The organism is Bradyrhizobium liaoningense (genome assembly GCF_018130955.1).
GTDB classification, from domain to species: Bacteria; Pseudomonadota; Alphaproteobacteria; order Rhizobiales; family Xanthobacteraceae; genus Bradyrhizobium; species Bradyrhizobium liaoningense_C.
In genome coordinates this window covers 72,151-89,775 of record NZ_JAFCJM010000032.1, presented here as the reverse complement: position 1 = coordinate 89,775, position 17,625 = coordinate 72,151, and the positions used below count along the sequence as shown (strand labels likewise).

18 protein-coding genes and 1 pseudogene are annotated in these 17,625 nt (G+C 63.9%); 9 read left to right on the top strand and 10 right to left on the bottom strand.

Annotated elements, in window-relative coordinates:
- Positions 1-82 precede the first annotated feature (82 nt).
- The 6 genes and pseudogenes from JQ632_RS24425 to JQ632_RS24400 all read right to left on the bottom strand — a co-directional run bounded on the left by JQ632_RS24425 (position 83) and on the right by JQ632_RS24400 (position 5,105).
- The gene (locus tag JQ632_RS24425; protein WP_212405137.1) at positions 83-1,558 is read right to left on the bottom strand and encodes an AMP nucleosidase; all 1,476 of its coding nucleotides are present in this window, start codon (positions 1,556-1,558) and stop codon (positions 83-85) included.
- A 59-nt stretch (positions 1,559-1,617) separates the two neighbouring features.
- Positions 1,618-2,788: pseudogene (locus JQ632_RS40335) on the bottom strand (Gfo/Idh/MocA family protein).
- A gap of 46 nt (positions 2,789-2,834) precedes the next feature.
- Complete coding sequence (locus JQ632_RS24415) at positions 2,835-3,149, bottom strand: septal ring lytic transglycosylase RlpA family protein (protein ID WP_212405136.1); 315 nt, start codon at positions 3,147-3,149, stop codon at positions 2,835-2,837.
- A 218-nt stretch (positions 3,150-3,367) separates the two neighbouring features.
- Positions 3,368-3,967 carry a hypothetical protein gene (locus JQ632_RS24410; RefSeq protein WP_212405135.1) on the bottom strand — a complete coding sequence of 200 codons (600 nt, stop codon included), beginning with the start codon at positions 3,965-3,967 and terminating at the stop codon, positions 3,368-3,370.
- Positions 3,968-3,991: 24 nt separating this feature from the next.
- Positions 3,992-4,459 (bottom strand): hypothetical protein, encoded by a 468-nt coding sequence (locus tag JQ632_RS24405; RefSeq protein ID WP_212405134.1) that lies wholly within the window; start codon positions 4,457-4,459, stop codon positions 3,992-3,994.
- A gap of 205 nt (positions 4,460-4,664) precedes the next feature.
- Positions 4,665-5,105: a hypothetical protein gene (locus JQ632_RS24400; RefSeq protein ID WP_212405133.1), complete on the bottom strand. Its 441-nt coding sequence runs from the start codon at positions 5,103-5,105 to the stop codon at positions 4,665-4,667.
- Positions 5,106-5,619: 514 nt separating this feature from the next.
- On the opposite strand from JQ632_RS24400, the gene JQ632_RS24395 reads away from it, so the two are divergent.
- The 4 genes from JQ632_RS24395 to JQ632_RS24380 all read left to right on the top strand — a co-directional run bounded on the left by JQ632_RS24395 (position 5,620) and on the right by JQ632_RS24380 (position 9,051).
- The gene (locus JQ632_RS24395) at positions 5,620-5,856 is read left to right on the top strand and encodes an ABC transporter substrate binding protein (RefSeq protein ID WP_312015657.1); all 237 of its coding nucleotides are present in this window, start codon (positions 5,620-5,622) and stop codon (positions 5,854-5,856) included.
- 166 nt (positions 5,857-6,022) lie between these two features.
- Positions 6,023-7,285 carry a glucose-1-phosphate adenylyltransferase gene (gene glgC, locus JQ632_RS24390; RefSeq protein WP_212405131.1) on the top strand — a complete coding sequence of 421 codons (1,263 nt, stop codon included), beginning with the start codon at positions 6,023-6,025 and terminating at the stop codon, positions 7,283-7,285.
- Positions 7,282-8,739, top strand: a complete 1,458-nt coding sequence (gene glgA, locus JQ632_RS24385) for a glycogen synthase GlgA (RefSeq protein ID WP_212405130.1) — start codon at positions 7,282-7,284, stop codon at positions 8,737-8,739. The genes glgC and glgA overlap by 4 nt, the downstream gene beginning before the upstream one ends.
- Before the next feature lie 51 nt (positions 8,740-8,790).
- Entirely contained in the window at positions 8,791-9,051 is a 261-nt protein-coding gene (locus JQ632_RS24380; RefSeq protein ID WP_212405129.1) for a SemiSWEET transporter, read from the top strand.
- Here the strand turns inward: JQ632_RS24380 and JQ632_RS24375 are convergent.
- Complete coding sequence (locus JQ632_RS24375; RefSeq protein ID WP_212405128.1) at positions 9,048-9,845, bottom strand: class III extradiol ring-cleavage dioxygenase; 798 nt, start codon at positions 9,843-9,845, stop codon at positions 9,048-9,050. The two genes, JQ632_RS24380 and JQ632_RS24375, sit on opposite strands and share 4 nt — an antisense overlap.
- A 134-nt stretch (positions 9,846-9,979) precedes the next feature.
- Here JQ632_RS24375 and JQ632_RS24370 point away from each other — a divergent pair, with 134 nt between their 5' ends.
- The gene (locus JQ632_RS24370) at positions 9,980-10,159 is read left to right on the top strand and encodes a hypothetical protein (RefSeq protein ID WP_212405127.1); all 180 of its coding nucleotides are present in this window, start codon (positions 9,980-9,982) and stop codon (positions 10,157-10,159) included.
- A 4-nt stretch (positions 10,160-10,163) separates the two neighbouring features.
- On the opposite strand, the gene JQ632_RS24365 is transcribed toward JQ632_RS24370, so the two are convergent.
- On the bottom strand, positions 10,164-11,660 hold the full coding sequence (locus JQ632_RS24365; protein WP_212405126.1) for a carboxylesterase/lipase family protein: 1,497 nt from the start codon (positions 11,658-11,660) through the stop codon (positions 10,164-10,166).
- A 280-nt stretch (positions 11,661-11,940) separates the two neighbouring features.
- Here JQ632_RS24365 and JQ632_RS24360 point away from each other — a divergent pair, with 280 nt between their 5' ends.
- A complete protein-coding gene (locus tag JQ632_RS24360; RefSeq protein WP_212405125.1) occupies positions 11,941-13,176 on the top strand; it encodes an LON peptidase substrate-binding domain-containing protein in 1,236 nt (411 codons plus the stop codon).
- Between the two features lie 48 nt (positions 13,177-13,224).
- Here JQ632_RS24360 and JQ632_RS24355 read toward each other — a convergent pair whose 3' ends face one another.
- On the bottom strand, positions 13,225-13,440 hold the full coding sequence (locus JQ632_RS24355) for a hypothetical protein (RefSeq protein ID WP_212405124.1): 216 nt from the start codon (positions 13,438-13,440) through the stop codon (positions 13,225-13,227).
- Positions 13,441-13,699: 259 nt separating this feature from the next.
- Here JQ632_RS24355 and JQ632_RS24350 point away from each other — a divergent pair, with 259 nt between their 5' ends.
- The 3 genes from JQ632_RS24350 to JQ632_RS24340 all read left to right on the top strand — a co-directional run bounded on the left by JQ632_RS24350 (position 13,700) and on the right by JQ632_RS24340 (position 17,304).
- Complete coding sequence (locus tag JQ632_RS24350) at positions 13,700-16,384, top strand: alpha/beta hydrolase fold domain-containing protein (protein WP_212405123.1); 2,685 nt, start codon at positions 13,700-13,702, stop codon at positions 16,382-16,384.
- Between the two features lie 189 nt (positions 16,385-16,573).
- Positions 16,574-16,837 carry a hypothetical protein gene (locus tag JQ632_RS24345; RefSeq protein WP_212405121.1) on the top strand — a complete coding sequence of 88 codons (264 nt, stop codon included), beginning with the start codon at positions 16,574-16,576 and terminating at the stop codon, positions 16,835-16,837.
- Between the two features lie 104 nt (positions 16,838-16,941).
- The gene (locus JQ632_RS24340; protein WP_212405120.1) at positions 16,942-17,304 is read left to right on the top strand and encodes a hypothetical protein; all 363 of its coding nucleotides are present in this window, start codon (positions 16,942-16,944) and stop codon (positions 17,302-17,304) included.
- 87 nt (positions 17,305-17,391) lie between these two features.
- On the opposite strand, the gene JQ632_RS24335 is transcribed toward JQ632_RS24340, so the two are convergent.
- Positions 17,392-17,547, bottom strand: a complete 156-nt coding sequence (locus JQ632_RS24335; protein ID WP_212405118.1) for a hypothetical protein — start codon at positions 17,545-17,547, stop codon at positions 17,392-17,394.
- Positions 17,548-17,625: the final 78 nt, after the last annotated feature.

Below are 17,625 nucleotides of genomic sequence, written 5' to 3'. Positions count from 1 at the left end.
AACAGACCTGAACGAAACAAGAATTGTGTTACCCATGTCGTCGGTTTGAACTGTTACCCATCTCGCCGGTTGCTCAAAAGAGTCATTGAAACGCCACCTCGGCAAAGCTGCGGAGCTTGCGCGAATGCAGACGCTCCGACTCCTGCTGCTTGAGCCGCTCCAGCGCTTTCAGGCCGATCTCGAGATGCTGGCCAACGCGCTGGCGATAGAACTCGCTGGCCATGCCGGCGAGCTTGATCTCGCCATGCAGCGGCTTGTCCGAGACACAGAGCAGCGTGCCGTAGGGCACGCGAAAGCGGTAGCCGTTAGCTGCGATCGCCGCCGACTCCATGTCGAGCGCCACCGCGCGCGATTGCGACAGGCGGCGAATGACGGAGGGGCCTGCGATCTCCCAATTGCGATTGTCGACGCTCGCGACCGTTCCCGTGCGCATCACCCGCTTAAGCTCAAAACCCTCGAGCCCGGTGACCTCCCCGACCGCCTCCTCAAGCGCGACCTGCATCTCGGCGAGCGCCGGTATCGGCACCCAGGGCGGCAGCTCATGGTCGAGGACGTGGTCCTCGCGGACATAGCCATGAGCCAGCACGTAGTCACCGAGCCGCTGCGTGTTCCGCAGGCCTGCGCAATGCCCGATCATCAGCCAGGCATGCGGCCGCAGCACCGCGACGTGATCCGTGACGTTGCGCGCGTTGGAAGGACCGATCCCGATATTGATCAGCGTGATGCCGCGATAGTTCGGCCGCACGAGATGGTAGGCCGGCATCTGCGGGACGCGGGCCGGCGCAATCCCGGTTATGCCGCCACCGAGCCGCGCGCTGTTCGTGACGACGTTTCCCGGCGCTACGAAGGCATCGAGGCCGGCTTCGCCCGAAGCCAGCCGCTGCTGGCACAGTTGCATGAAGGCATCGACGTAGAACTGGTAGTTGGTGAAGATCACGAAATTCTGGAAGTGCTCGGGATCGGTGCCGGTGTAGTGATAGAGGCGGCGCAGCGAGTAATCGACGCGCGCCGCGCGGAACAGCGACAGCGGTTCGGGCACTCCCGGCGGCAGCTCGATCGTACCGTCGGCGATCGAATCGTTCATCGTGGCGAGGTTGGGCGTATCGAAGACGTCGCGCAGCGACCGCCTGCCGACGGCGTCATTGGTGAGTGCCGCTTCGATGTTGATGTCGCGCCGGTACGCGAAATGAACCGGGATCGGCTCGCTGGACTCGCCGATCTCGACCGGCACGCCATGGTTCTCGATCAGCAGGCGCATCTGCTCGACGAGATAGGATCGGAACAGATCAGGACGCGTCACGCTGGTCTCGTGCACGCCCGGACCCGCGACAAAACCGTAGGAGAGGCGCGAATCCAGCCGCGCGTATGTCGAGGTCGTCATCCGGACGAAGGGATAGCAGGCGCGCACATGCGTGGCGAACGACTGTCCGTTCAGATAGGCCTCGAAACGATCCCGCAAGAACTGCGTGTTGCGGTCGTAGATCTCCTCTAACAGGGCAACGGCCGCATCGGCATCGGTGAAGGCTTGCGTGGCGATCGGCGGTGGTGACTCGATCATCGGTAAGGGACTCGATTCGCGGGGCGCTATCTGGCGGACAGCATAACACACTGAGGGCGTCACAGCGTCACGCGCCTGCCCTCCTCCGCGGCCCAATAGCCGGCATAATTGACCTTGATCGTCTCATAGGCGAGCGCGAGATCCGACAGCGGCTGCCGTCCGGTCGCGGCGCATTCCATGAAATCCTGGATTTCCTGCAAATAGCCGCGCGTCCATTCCTCCTCGAGGCACACATATTGCCAGCCGGTCTTGCGGTCGACTTTTTCGGTGATGTAGACCGAGGCGAGCTTTTCCTCAGAGGTCTGGTAGCTGACGAGATGGGTGTTCGGCGTGATGTTTGCGAACAGCGCCCCGCCTGAGGTGAAGGTCTCGATCAGATTGCGCACGCCGCCCATGATCATGTCGCCGGAGAAGATCGTGGCCTTGGTGCCGTCGGAGAACGTTGCGGTCAACGTGCCCCAATCCTCGACATCGACCGGGTTGGCCTTGATATAGCTACGCTCCTCCGGCTTGAGACCCGCCGTGACAATGCCGACGTCGCAGGTCACGCTGGCAACGCGGATGGTCTCGCCGCGCGCTTTGGCCTCGACCTGCTTGAGATAGAGCACCGCCGACAGGGGATGGCAGCCCATGCGGATCAGCGAGCCGCCGCCGGCCATCGCCCATTTGCGCGGCGTGCGCAGCGTGCGAGCCGGAATGGCTCTCCTCGCCCTTCATGAACAGGATCTTGTCCTTGGTCGCCTTGATGATGTCAGCGGTCTTGGTCACGGCCGGGGCGTAGACCCAGTCCTCCGCATACATGAAGAGCTTTCCGCTTCTTTCGATCGCGGCGCGGGTCGCGTCCATCTCTTCCAGCACATGCCGGTACATCTCAGCCTTGGGCACGTGCTTGCCGATCGGTTGCCTATCACCCTCGCGGCCGAAATAGCCCGCAAACGGTTTTTCGCAGATGACGTGCTTGCCGGCCTGCATGGCCTCGACGATCATCGACGTGTGCAGATTGGGCGGCGTGCAGATATCGACGACGTCGATCTCGGCGTCGTCGATCAGGTTGCGGAAGCTGCGATAAACGCCGGGAATCTGGTGGTGGCGCGCGAACGCAACGACATGATCGCCCCGCGCGGCCACGGCCTTTACCTCGACATCAACGCCGTAGACGCGCTTGTAGGCATACATGTGCAGCTCCGACACGAAGCCGCAGCCCACGAGCCCCACCCTGATCCTTGCCATCGCGCTCTCGCCCCGTTTTGGGCGGCACTATAGCGCGCTTGTCGGCCTAATCCACCGAGACCCGGACTACGCCAGCGCTCATCATGCCGAGCGCGCGGGCGGCGGGGACCGAGAGATCAACGATCCGGCCGCGGATGAAGGGGCCGCGATCGTTGACGCGGCATTGAATCGAGCGGCTGCCATAGGACACCCTGAGCACGCTGCCGAACGGACGCGTACGGTGGGCGCAGGTCAGCTCACCGTTCTTACCGGTTTTTCCGTATCCGTAATATGAGGCAAGGCCGCTTTCGGCATGCGCAAAAGAAACGACGGCTAGAGAAAAAGTAGCAACACAGACTAATAATGTCGTCAGCGCTTGCACGGCACCCCTCCTGGGTTGCCCTGCCCGGCGCTGCAAACGTCCGACGGTTCCGGGAAGTTCCAAAGACTCTGCCGGGATTGATCCCGGCAGGTCCATCAAAGATTGTTACGATTTGTGGAGCGCGATAGCGGCTGAACCGCCATCGCGCTTTAGCTTTTTCCAGCGCATGATCTCCGCGCAAACGCGTTCCGCGTTTGTCGCGAGGTCATGCGCGCGAGCTACTGCCCCGACGATCGCTTGAACGAGTCCCACGCTGCCTGATTGGCGCGATCGAAGGCCGCGCGCGACTCCGTGAGCGCCGTGCTCCACGCGCTCCAGGAGGCTGCACCGGCCTTCGCCAGCTCCTGAATCCGTGCTTCCGCGGCCGAAGCGCCCGCCTTCATTTCCTGGACGCTCGCTTCCATCTTGGCGCGACGATCGGCGGCGAATTCGGCGGATGACGCCTGGAATTTTTCCGCCGCCTCGCGCCACGACTTGACCTGCGCGGCCGCGATCTCCTCGAAGGCCGTCTGCTGCTGCCTGGCCTGCTGCACCGCCTTCTCGAGAGACTTGTTGGCCTCGCTCTGGAAGTTCGTCCACTGCGTGTCGAGCTGCTGCTTGGCCTGCGCCCAAGCGGCCTCGCCCGCCTCGCTCTGCTTCTTCATCTCGCCGAAGAACGCTTCGCGCCGGCTGCGCAGATCCGCGACGGCCTTGTCCGTCGCGGCGCGTGCGTCAGCCGTGAGCTGGCTCATCCTGCCTTCCAGCGTGCCGAGCATGGCGTCCATCTCGTCGATCCGCTCCTTGGCCCAGTTCAGATAGAAATGCGCCTGACTTGACATGAGTGCCTCCTGCAACGACCGGGATCACCAGTAGCCGCGATAGTATTGGCGGACGTAGGGACGGTACGGCCGATAGTAGCCGTAGCCGGCTCCGTAATACGGACGGGCATACCCGTAATACGGACGATAGTAACGGCGATAGCCGTAATATGGCGCGTAGCCATAGGACGGGCCGTAGCCATAGCCATAGCCGGGACCGTAGCCGTAACCGTAATATGCCGGCGCGTAGCCATAGCCGCCGTAGGGATATCCGTAGCCGTAGGCATAGGGCGCGCTGGCGATGGCACCGCCGATGATGGCGCCGGCCGCAAGGGCTCCGATGCCCCACCCCCAGCCGCCGCCGCGCCAGTACACCTGAGTGGTGTCGTCGGCAACTGCCGCCTTCATCGCCGCGACATTGGTCGGCATCGGCGCCGCCGCGGCCTGCTCCAGCTGACCGGCCATGACGGCACCCGCCAGCGTACAGGTCATTGCTGTTTTCCAGATACTCATCGCCTCGCTCCCTGTCTGACGTATCATTCGGAAAAGAGTTCGCACGCCATGATCTGGCTTCTTTGCGCTGAGTCAAAGCCTTGATGGAGCCTGATCTTGCGTGCAGCGCACAAAGCGTACGGCGGGGCCGGCGTCCATCGACATCGATCGCCCACCGACAATGTTCTGGCCGGCGATTGTGGCCGAGCGCGAGGCGGATGGACAGCTACTTCATTGTCACATGCGCGCGCGACACGGAGGCGACGAGATCTCCGCCATCGCGCTTGTTGCGCGTGAACCAGCTCTGCCGCAGATCGACCTTGTGCAGGGTACCCGATCCGAGCAGGCAGCCGGCGGCAGTGGGCACGACGACGAAGTCGTTGCCGAAGGCCAGCACGTCGATGCGATAGGACTGCGCCTGCGCGTCGAGCAGCTCCCAATGCCCTTGCAGCCGCTGTGCGTGCCGATCGCTGTTGACGATGGCGCTGCCACTCTCGCTCAGCGAGAGCGTCCAGGCGCCATCGAACGAGATGGTCTCCGCGCAAGGCGCCAGCACCTGCCAGGCCGCTTCGAGATTGCGCGGCGGTTGATCGTGAGAAGCGGTGAGGTAGGCCAGCCCGACACTCATCAGTCGCAACAGGCCAAACAATCCATAAGCGCAGGCCATCGCTGATCCAATCATTTAAGTAGCAATCAAAAAATATGATGGAGTTTACCACTTCTTCCCGATGCCGTGGAAGCGGCCGCTCAAAAAATCAAGAGGGCGGGCGTAGCCTAGGGCGGCTGGCCGCGCTGGCCCTGGCCCGCTCCCTGTGATTTGATGGAACCGACCCAACGTTCGGGCAATTCAGGGGGAAACCGCATGGAACGGCGGGCGCTTCTGCGGCTTGCGGCAGGCGTGGCGACCACTTGGCCGGCGGCCGCACCGGCACAGAAGGATACCAGTGTACCTTTCATCGCGATGCCGGTCCCGGGCAGCGCGGAGTTCGCCCAGCAGCAGGGCGAGGCGGTGCGCACGATCCGGGACGAACTGCCGAACGCGCCACTGGTCTTCACCTCATTCGCGGCGGGCGTAAACGACGAAGCCAGCGCCTTCTACGTCTCCGGCGATTCAGTGCTCTACAACAACATGGCACGCGTCATTCCGCTGGCCGGCGGCCACGGGCAAGCCGACCTTGGGCGTGTGTACCGACTGGGCGCGAGCGGGCCTCTTGATGACCTCCTCCGCCGATCTCCTGGACGACTTCCGTCGCGCCGGGATCTACGCCGCCAGGCTCGTCCAGGGCGCGCATCCTGGCGATCTCCCGATCGAGCAGGCCAGCAAGTTCGTGCTGATCGTCAATGTCAGGACCGCAAGGCAGCTCGGCATCACCCTGCCGTCCACCCTGCTGACGCTCGCCGACAAGGTGATCGAATGAGACCAGCTTGCCTGATCCGGCGCAACGAAGACCATCGGCCTCGCAACCAACATGCCGCTTTCCGAATTGTTATCCGTGCCGCTAGAATTCGATGCCGTGGCGGCCCGGCCGGCCTTTCGAGAATGGAAGGTTCGGAGCGATAAATCAGCGTCCTCGGGAGGATGACATGAGTAGAGTTGGAAATGAGCCGCTGGCGCGCCAGGCGCTTGCCTTCGTTCTCGCCGGCGGGCGGGGCTCGAGGCTGCTGGAGCTCACGGACCGCCGCGCCAAGCCTGCTGTCTATTTCGGCGGCAAGTCCCGCATCATCGATTTCGCGCTGTCCAATGCGGTCAATTCCGGCATCCGCCGCATCGCGGTCGCGACGCAATACAAGGCCCACAGCCTGATCCGGCATCTCCAGATGGGCTGGAACTTCTTCCGGCCCGAGCGCAACGAGAGTTTTGACATCCTCCCCGCCAGCCAGCGCGTTTCGGAGTCGATGTGGTATGTCGGCACGGCGGACGCCGTGTACCAGAACATCGACATCATCGAATCCCATGGCGCAAAATACATCGTGCTGCTCGCCGGCGACCACATCTACAAGATGGACTACGAGCTGATGCTGAAGCAGCACGTCGAGAGCCGCGCCGACGTCACGGTCGGCTGCCTCGAAATGCCGCGCGCGGAATCATCCGGCTTCGGCATCATGGACATCGACGACAATGACGTCATCAAGTCGTTCCTGGAAAAGCCGGCCGATCCGCCGCCGATGCCCGGCAAGCCCGACAAGTCGCTTGCGAGCATGGGCATCTACGTCTTCGATTCCAAATTCCTGTTCGACGAGCTGAAGCGCGACGCCGACGATCCGAATTCAAGCCACGATTTTGGCAAGGACATCATCCCCTACATCGTCAAGCATGGCCGGGCCATCGCGCATCAATTCTCAAGCTCTTGCGTGAGGTCGGGCAACGATCCCCGCTCCTACTGGCGCGACGCCGGAACCGTCGATGCCTACTGGGCCGCCAATATCGACCTCACCGACGTGGTGCCGGAGCTCGATCTGTTCGACCGCTCCTGGCCGATCTGGTCCTATGCCGAGATCACTCCGCCGGCGAAATTCGTCCATGACGAGGAGAGCCGGCGCGGACAAGCCGTGAGTTCGCTCGTGTCCGGCGGCTGCATCATCTCGGGCGCGTCGCTGCGCCGCTCGCTGCTGTTCACCGGCGTGCGTATCAACTCATTTGCCAATGTCGAGAACGCCGTGATCATGCCGTATGTGAACGTCGGTCGCGGCGCGCGGCTGAAGAACGTGGTGATCGACCGGGGCGTCGAAATCCCCGAGGGTCTCGTCGTCGGCGAGGATCCCGCGGAAGACGCCAAGCGCTTCCGCACCACCGAGCAGGGCATATCGCTCATCACGCAGCCGATGATCGACGGGCTCGATACATGACGCCCATCCGCGTCCTTGCGGTCGCCTCCGAAATCTATCCGATCATCAAGACAGGGGGACTAGCTGACGTCACGGGCGCGCTTCCCGCGGCGCTGACCGCGCACGGCGTCGACATGCGGACGCTGGTGCCGGGGTATCCGAGCGTCATCCGCGCCCTCCCCGGTGCGGACGAACTCTTGCGCTGGGACGAGTTCTTCGGCGGACCGGCGCGCGTGCTCGGCGGCGCGCGCGACGGCTTCGATCTTCTCGTGCTCGACGCGCCGCATTTGTTCGATCGGCCCGGCAATCCCTATCTGACGCCAGAGGGCCACGACTGGCCCGACAACGGCCTGCGCTTCGCCGCACTTTCCCGCATGGCGGCCGAGATCGGGCTCGGCGCAATCCCCTCCTTCGTGCCCGACATCGTGCACGCCCATGACTGGCAGGCGGGCCTCGCACCGGCCTATCTGCACTATGCCGACAGGCCGCGGCCCGGCACGGTCATGACCATCCACAACATGGCCTATCAGGGCAAGTTTCCCTACGAGATGCTCGGTCCGTTCGAGCTGCCGCCGGGCTCCTTCAACATCCACGGCGTCGAATATTACGGATCGATCAGCCTGCTCAAGGCCGGGCTGCAATTCGCCGATCGCATCACCACGGTGTCGCCGACCTACGCCCAGGAGATCCAGAGCGACGAAGGCGGCATGGGGCTCGGCGGCTTGCTGCGGGAGCGCTCTGGCGCGCTGAGCGGCATCCTCAACGGCATCGACATTTCGGTGTGGGATCCGGAATCCGATCCGCACATCGCCTACCGCTTCAGCGCCGAAGACCTGCCGTTCCGCGCGGCGAACAAGGCGGCGCTGCAGCGTCAGTTCAACCTCGATCCCTCGCCGGACTCGCTGCTGCTCGGTGTCATCAGCCGGCTGTCCTGGCAGAAGGGCCTCGATCTATTGCTGGAAAGCATCCCGACGATCCTCGGCGAGGGCATGCAACTTGCGCTGCTCGGCAGTGGAGATGCGGATCTGCAGGATCGCTACCAGGCCGCGGCGCGCGCGCATCCGGGACGGATCGCCGCCGTGATCGGCTACGACGAGATCCTCGCGCATCTCGTCCAGGCGGGCTCGGACGCGCTGGTCGTGCCGTCGCGCTTCGAGCCTTGCGGGCTCACGCAACTCTGCGCGTTGCGCTATGGCGCCGTCCCGATCGTGGCGCGCGTCGGCGGTCTCGAGGATACCGTGGTCGACATCGGCGAGGCCGATTTGTCAGGCAATGCCGCGACCGGATTCAAGTTCGGCCCGGTGACATCGGACAATCTCGGCGCCGCGCTGCGCAAGGCCAACATCGCCTTCCACGATCATCTGACCTGGCGGCGACTGCAGCAGAGCGGCATGACAACGGACGTCTCGTGGCGCAACCGCGCCGGACAATATGCCGCGCTCTATCGCGACGTCCTCGTGTCACGCCGGGTTTGAACGGGGTCGGCTTCCGCATTTCAACCACCGAATCCATGCTACAGAGCCGGCATGGAATCGTTCGTCATCAAGATGCTGGGGTTTGCGGCCGCAACCTGCACCACCCTCGCCTACGCTCCGCAATTCATCAAGGTCTGGAAGACCCGCTCCACCGAGGACATTTCGCTTTGGATGTTCCTCTTGATGGTGCTTGGCCTCGTGCTGTGGCTCGTCTACGGCCTGCTCTCCGGCGACGCTCCGCTCGTCGCCGCCAACGCGATCACCATCGTGCTCGCGGGCGGCATTTTGTACATGAAGCTGAAATACAGCTAGCCGCCAAACTCATACGATGCCATCGCGACGCTCGCGACCTCGTCGACGAACAGGCGGTGGCCGGTGTCGCCGTCGGCAGCGCCGGCTGCGACCATAAGCGGGATCAAATGATCCTCCCGCGGATGGGCGAGCCGCGCGCTTGGCGCGTTCTGCCAGTCGATCAGCATCTGATTGCGCCGCTTGGGATCCGGTTGGCTGATGGCCTCGTTCAGATAGGCCTCGAAATCATATGACACCGGCTTGGACTCGGCCCGTCCGAAGCCGCGCATGTTGTGATAGGTCAGCCCGCTGCCGACGATCAAGATCCCCTCGTCGCGCAGGGGGGCGAGGGCCTGACCGACCCGGATATGCTCGGCCGGATCGTAGCTCGATTTCAAGGACAACAGCACGATCGGCATATCGGCATTCGGATACATCAGCCCCAGCGGCACGAAGGTGCCGTGGTCAAACCCCTGATTGCCATCTTCCCGGCAATTCATGCCCGCGCCCTGCAACAGCGCCTTCACCTTCGCCGCGAGCGCCGGCTCGCCGGGCGCCGGATATTTGAGGTGGTAGGTATGCTCGGGGAAACCGTAGTAGTCGTAGACCATCGGCGGATGCGCCGCGGTCGATACCGTGAACTCATCCGTCTCCCAGTGGCCGGTAATCACGAGCACGACCTTCGGCTTTGCCGGCAGGCGTTGCGGAAGGGCGCTGAATTCCTTCGCGGTTCTGGCGTATTGCACCCGCCTGTCTTCCATGAAGGGCCAGGGACCGCCGCCATGCGACAGGAAGAAAGTCGGAAGTCTCGTCATGGCTATCGGCTCGTCTCTCTTGAAGGTGGAAGCATCGGGCAAACGTTTATGGTTAGCAAGTCGTTAACGATTTGCCGCCCAAAATCCGCCCGCGGTCGAAGCACTCGGCCACTATATCGCTTTCGGGAATCAAGATGGCAAAGTTTGCGCTGGGGGACGTCGTCAACAGTGACAAGGGCCGCCGCGGGGTCGTCCGCGCCGCCTACAGGTCGCGCGAGGGGCAGCAGTTTTACGCCGTCGAGAAGGACGGCGCGATGGACTTTCTGGAAGAAGACCGCCTGACGCTGGCGCCCCGCGTCGAGCTCGCCGCTTAACCCCCTACTCCTTCAAACTTCGGCGCTCCAGCCGGTCCAGCCGCTCCGACCACGGATCGGCGGTGCCGGATATCCGTTCATTGGTGATCAGCAGCAACTGGTCGCGATCCGTGCCTGCGTCCCAGCGCGGCAGATCCGCGCCATTGGGATCGCCTGTCCTGGCAAAGTTGATCCAGTAGCTCCGCAAGACGCGCCCGACTTCGCGATCTCTGCGCGACAACACGCCGGCGCCCGGCACGCCCTCGACGCCGAAGATGAACTGAAGCTCGCGCCCTTGGCCACCCTCGCGACCGGCGCGCTCGGCCTCCGGTACATAGCCGAACCGATAGCGGAACGTCGACGCACCGCGCGCCGCATGCAGACGGGCAAGCAGCCGTGCAGGTTCGGTAAACATCCTGTCGGTATAGAGCCGCGCTGCGAGCTCGGCCGGCCCGCTGGAGCTTTCGGGATAGAGTTGCCGCAATTCGTCGGCTGAGGCGCCGGCCAATCCGAACTCTTCCTTGGCATCCGGCTCGTTGTCAGAGCCGGTCTCGTCGTCGTTGGAGCCGATGATCAGGGGAATGCGGTTTTCGCGGCCTGCCGCGAAGCCGGCCGCAATGTCGCTCTTCACAAGCACGCCGTCGACAACCGGTCCAAAGGCGCGCGGATATCTGGCAAGCAGAAGCTTCTGCGCCGCCATGAGCCGCTTGGGATCGGCCGTGCGCAGATCGAATTCTTTTTGGTCGCGTGCGGCGATCTCTGCAAATTCCTTGCCGACGGTTTGCGCGGCTTCGATCGAACGCAGGCGCCCACGGCCGGGCAGCGATTGCAGGATCGCCTTCTGGAACAAGTCGCGCGACTGATCGCACAGCATCAGAAGTGCGATCGACGTTGCGCCGGCGCCGGAGCCGAACAACGTGATATTGTCGGGATCACCGCCGAACGCCGCGGCATTGTCGTGGATCCATTGCAGCGCCGCGATCTGGTCCATCAGGCCGTAGTTCATCACGGCGCCGCCCGAGGATCCTTCGGCGAGCGCGGAATGCACCAGCCAGCCGAACGCGCCAAGTCGATAATTCAGCGTGATCGCGATGAGGCCCGCCTGCGCAAGTCTTGCGCCGTCGAACAGCGGATCGTTTGCGGTCCCTCCAACGAAATCGCCGCCATGGATGAACACCATGATCGGCAGTGGACCATCGACGCCGAACGGCCGGAACACGTTGAGCGTGAGGCAGTGCTCGCTCGCCTGCGCGATTCCAGGCTGAAGACACGCCGGACCGTAGTCGTAGGCGGTGCGCATCTCCGAACTTTCGGGTGCGTCCTGCGGCGGACGCCAGCGCAGCGGGCCAATCGGCGCCATCGCATAAGCAAGGCCCTTGAAGGAGGAGATGTCACCCTCCACGCCACCGAGCATCTGTCCCTCGCGCGTCAGCGCAAACGGGAATTGTCCGACCTGGGCGACGCCCAGGTCATCGCCAGCTAAGACGGCGAAAGCCGCAACGAGCGCAAGCACGGGCCGCATTGGCAGGATCTCGCGGGATGTCGCCGAACAATTTACGTCCGCGCGGTGCGGCGAGGCAAGACGACCGCACCTGCCTCCATCGGAAACTCTGCGCGACGACATTGACACCGGACGGTCTTTGCGCCAATTTTCCGCTCGGTTGATACGACCTGCCGGTTGCACCCGCCACGGGACGGTGAACGTATCGAAGCCTTTATCGGCCTTCCTTTGCCCGAGCGACCGGGTCAGCAACGCAACCACCTGACACGCCTGGTTCGCTCACAGCAGAGGACGGATACCGATGCGCGATTTTCGCGATGCCAAGGCTATGGCGCAGACCCTGCGCGACTCCCTTCACACCAAGGCGATCAGCATCAGCCAAGGCGAGAGCCTGGAGCTGGTGTCAAGAATGTTCGGCGTTGCCGATTGGAATACGTTGTCGGCGATGCTCCATGCCGACCGGAGCGACGCCAGGACGCCGCCGGCAAAGGCGGCAAGAGAAGCGCCGCACTCGACCGTGACGAGCTATCCGGCCGTTCCGTTGCGCGACCTCGTTCCGTTTCCCACGGCCACCTATCCGCTGTTCGTCGGGCGTCCGAAGACCATGCAGGCGCTCGACCAGGCTTTTGGGCGCCAGCGCGAGGTGGTGCTGGCCGTGCAGAAGGACTCTGGCGTCGACGAGCCCGGCTTCGAGGACATCCACGCGATCGGCGTCGTCGCCCAGTTGATCGAGCTGGAACCGATGCCTGACGGCACGCTGAAGGTGCTCACACAGGTGAACCGGCGCGTGCTGATCCACCGGTTCGTCGGCGAGACCGGCGCCTTTCAGGCCGACGTCAGCGATCTCGGCGAAGGACCGATCCCCGACGCGCCGGAGTTGATCCTGCGCGCGGTCAAGCGATTCGAGCGTTACGCGGCGGCCCGCGACATCCGCATTCCCGGAGTCTGGCCACAGCTCGAACAGACCCGCGACCCCGGGCGCGTTGCCGACATCATTGCGACGCGCATGCGCCTGCCGATCGCCGACAAGCAGGGCCTCCTGGCGACGATCGATCCCGTCGCGCGCCTCAAGCAGGTCGACGGCTTCATGGATTTTGGTCGGCCGGTGTCGCCCGAGCTCGAGGCGACGAAGCGCCGGGCGCTCGGCTCGGCCACGGAGCGGCGGCAGCAATATGCGACGCTCGAACATTTGCTACTGGCCTTGCTCGACGACGCCGATGCTTCGGCCGTCATGCAATCCTGCAACGCCGATCTCGACGGGTTGCGGACGAGCCTGAAGTCCTATGTCGAACGCGGACTGAACAATATCGCCACGCAGAATGGCGAGGAAGCCAAACCCACTGCGGCGTTCCAGCGCGCGGAGCAACGTGCCGAAATCCATGCGCAGGAATTGGGCCGTCCGGTGGTGACGGGCGCAAACATGCTGATCGGCATCTTTCCGGAGACGCGCAGTCCTGCGGCACAGTTGCTCGGCGAACACGGGATCACGCGCGCCCGCGCGACCGAAATCATCGCTCGCGGGGTCAAGAACGGTTGAGGCAGAGAGAGCCCGGGTTCGCAGACGGGTCCGGGCTCCCCGGTTCGCTCACGCCTGATGGTCCTTGCCGGTCAGTGTCGCCAGCGCGTGCCGTGCAACGATGCCGAGTTCGCCGAGCGTAGAGTGGCCGGCTCTGGCTGCCTCGATCAAACGCTCGGCAATGAACCTGCGGCTGTCGTGGTCGCCACCATGCGGCAATTGGCGACATGTTTCTTCCAGCACTACGTCCATGTTGGCTTTCGTTCGCTCGCTCAACTCGTTCATGACGTTTCTTGTCTGACACCCAAGTTTATTATCTGACGCTAGACCGGCCAGCCTCGGCGGGAACCAACATACACGGAACAATCGTGCTTGATTATCCCGAAAAAACCAAGCGCCCTTCGCATTGTGCGTCGCGACGCCCGCATCGGCGCCAAATTCGCGTGACGTGTAAACACAACTACCGGGGATTGAATTTGTCCTGATGACAAACTCCATATGCGGCGATAGCCTCCCGCAAAACAAAGCGCACGGGAGGAATGGCATGCCAGAGGCAATGGTCGCAGCACGTGCTTCGGACACGAGTGGCAAACTTCAACAAATCGATGTCGCCGTGGTCGGCGCCGGATTTGCCGGGCTCTACCTGCTGCATCGCCTGCGCAAGGCAGGCCTGAGCGCGGTCGCGCTGGAGGAGGCCGACGACGTCGGCGGTACCTGGTACTGGAATCGCTACCCCGGCGCGCGTTGCGACATCCAGACCATCGACTACAGCTACACATTCGATCCCGAACTCGAGAAGGCATGGACTTGGTCGGAGAAATACGCGACCCAGCCGGAGATCCTGCGCTATCTCGGCTTCGTCGCCGACCGCTATGATCTCAGGCGCGACATCCGCTTCAAGACCAAGGTCAAGGAAGCGACATGGGACGACGCCGCAGAACGCTGGCTGATCACGACCAGCAACGGCCCGGCCGTCTCGTGCCGTCACTACATCATGGCCACCGGTTGCCTCTCCTCGCCAAAACCGCCGGAGATCGACGGCGTCAAGGATTTCAAGGGCGAGGTCTATTTCACCGGTCGCTGGCCGCATGAGGGCGTCAATCTCGCCGGCAAGCGCGTTGCCGTGATCGGCACGGGTTCGTCAGGCATCCAGTCGATCCCGCTGATCGCCGAGCAGGCCGCGCAACTGACCGTGTTCCAGCGCACGCCGAATTTTGCGCTGCCCGCGCATAACGGTCCGGCACCCGCCGACCGTCTCGGCCTGTTGCAGGGCGATCGCGCCGCCTATCGCGAACAGGCACGCTTGTCGATGACCGGCGTGCCCTATCCGCAGCAGATGGCCGTGAGCTGGCAATTGAGCGATGCGGAACGCCGCGCACGCTTCGAGGACGCTTGGGGCAAGGGCGATCTCGTCTACATCCTCACCCAGCTCTGGGCCGACCAAGGCGTGGACGTCGACGGCAACAATCTGCTCTCGGACCTGATCCGCGAGAAGATCCGCGCGACGGTGAAGGATCCGGAGACCGCGGCGGCGCTGACCCCGCACGATCATCCGTTCGGTGCCAAGCGCCCCTGCCTCGACACCAACTACTACGCGACCTTCAACCGGCCGAACGTCACACTGGTGAATCTGCGGCAGGAGCCGATCAAGGCGATCACCGCCACCGGCATCACCACCGACAAGCGCAGCTTCGACGTGGACGTGGTCGTGTTCGCGACCGGCTTCGATGCCATGACCGGCGCGATCAGGGCCGTTCATCCCATCACCGGCCGCGGCGGCAAGTCGCTGTCCGAAGTCTGGGCGCAGGGACCGCAGAGCTATCTCGGTCTCACCGTCGCCGGCTTCCCCAACTTCTTCATGATCACGGGACCGGGAAGCCCCTCGGTGCTGTCGAACATGGCGGTGTCGATCGAGCAGCATGCCGACTGGGTCGTCGACCGGCTCGCCGCGCTACGCGACACGGGCTTCACCACGATGGAAGCCACCGACAAGGCGCAGGCCGGCTGGGCGCAGCACATGGCCGACTGTTCGATGCTGACGCTGCACCGGCTCGCCAACACCTGGTACACGGGCGCCAACGTGCCCGGCAAGGCGCAGGGCGTGATGCCCTATTGCGGCGGCGTCGGCCCCTATCGCAGCATCTGTGACGAGGTCGTGAAGGGCGGCATGCTCGGCTTCAAGCTCACCGGCCCGAACGGCGCGGCGCAGTGCAATGACGGTGAGGTCGTGCGCCTGCAGCCGGACGTGCGGCTGGTGTTGAACCTGCTCGCGACGCTGAACCTGCCGCCGATCGAATCGATGGGGGCGCAGGGCGCGTGCGCCTTCGTCAACGAGTTCAACAAGGGCCGTCCCGCGGGACGGCCGATCGGCAAGATCGTCGACGGCACGCTGCCGGGTACCAATGGTCCGCTGCCCTATCGGGTCTACAAGCCGGCGACGCCGGGGCCGCATCCGGTCGTGGTCTACTTCCATGGCGGCGGCTGGGTGCTCGGCGATGAGCAGTCCGACGAGCCGTTCTGCCGCGACATGGTGCGGCGGACCGGCATGATGTTCGTCAGCGTCGGCTATCGCCACGCACCCGAGCATCGCTTCCCGACGGCGGCCGAGGACGGCTATGCCGCGCTGCGCTGGATCGCCGAGCACGCGGTCGAGCTCGGCGGCAAGCCGGGACCGGTGCTGGTTGCGGGCTGGAGTGCTGGCGGCAACATTGCGGCCGTGACCTGCCAGCTCGCGCGCGACCGCGGGGGACCACAGATCGCGGGCCAGCTTCTGGTCTGTCCGGTCACCGACTGCTCGTTCGACCGTCCGTCCTACAATGAAAACGCAACGGGCTACTTCCTGACGCGCTCGCTGATGTTCTGGTTCTGGGACATGTACTGCGCGCCCAGCCAGCGGACCGATCCGCGCGTCTCGCCGATCCGCGGCCAGCTCAAGGGCCTGCCGCCGGCCCTCGTGGTGACCTGCGAGTTCGATCCATTGCGTGACGAAGGCATCGCGTATGGCGACGCGATGGCGGCCGCCGGCGTTCCGGTCGAGCAGCTCAAGGCGCGCGGCCACTTCCACTCGTCCTTCGCCATGGTCGACGTGGTGATTACGGGTGTGCCTGGCCGCATCCAGATGGCCGAAGCGCTGCGCCGCTTTGCCGGCCTTCCGCCGGAGATGCGTCAGGGCGACGAAAATGGCCGGGGGCAGACTGTGCCGGGCAAGATCGCGGCCGCCGCGAGTTAGAGCATGCCAGATGCGGGCCTGGACATCACCGCCGGGCCCGCAATGCGTTCGCCTCAAGAAATCCGTCGTCGCCCTGGAACTAACGTTGCGCGGCCGCATTATTTGCTCGTGGCATTGAGATGCAGCGATAGGTGTGGCCCTCGGCACGCGGACCCGCGTGCGGGGGTTCTTTTTGCTTGAGGCGAGGCGATGGCGGCGGCCTCAAAAGTGAACTTCGATGCGCACGCCACCCTGCACAAATGGCCTTCGCTTGGAAACCGGCGCCGGGAAGACCGGACTGCCTACCTCGTACTTGAGGCGACGCTCGATCAGTGCATCACCGCTTTGATGCAAAAGCCCAATCCGACCCGCCATCTCTATGAGATCCACACTGCGCCGCAACCGCCACTGGTGACCGAAATCCTCTCGCCCGAACACATCGTCGAGCTGTCGCGATTGCGCGAGTTTCTCTGAGCGCGCCTCGGAGGCTTCTTACGACTTTCGGATGCCGCCTCCCTCAGGAACCATCGTCCGCTTCTTCCCGTTGTCAGGGATCAGAGCCGAGGCGAGAGCCTGAAATGCTAGAAGCCAGTTTGTCATCCCTGAACGTTCCCTACGGAGCGGACGAGACCATCTTCGTGGTGGTGGACCGGGTCAGCGGTCCCCGGGACGTCCGTATCGAGCACCCGGATCTTGAGACCGTCATCCACGAGCTGGTTGCCGGATGCTTCAGCGATCCCGTGCAAGTCTTCGCCTTCAACACGCTGGAGCATTGGGTCAAGGACATCTCCGCCGACGTCGCCGCCGAAATCCAGTCCCGCTGCGACATCGACGGCACCGCCCTGCCCGACCATCTCATGGACTTCGTCGACGATCATACCGGCCGGACCGACCCGACCTCGTCCTGTGCGGGATCGCGCAGTCACCTGGTTGCGCGCTGATCGCGCGGGGCCGCCGTCTCGGAGGACAACAGAAGGTCCGTGCGGGCGGCTCGAACACACTTATTCCAATGGATTGAGAGGAAACGATCAGGCCTTGCGGCGCTTTCCCGCAATCGCCTCGATTTCGCGGCGACGCTCGCCCGCGAAGGATAGGAGCTTTTCGACTGTTGGCGTGTCCGTGATCCGCTTCGCCAGCCGCTCGGCACGCGCGGCCTGCTCCTCAAGATGCTGGATCGTGTTCACGCGTCCTCCCCAAAGCCTCGATTTGTCTGATCCCCATGGTGAGGCAGGGTTGACTAACAGCCGGTTAAACGTTGCGCA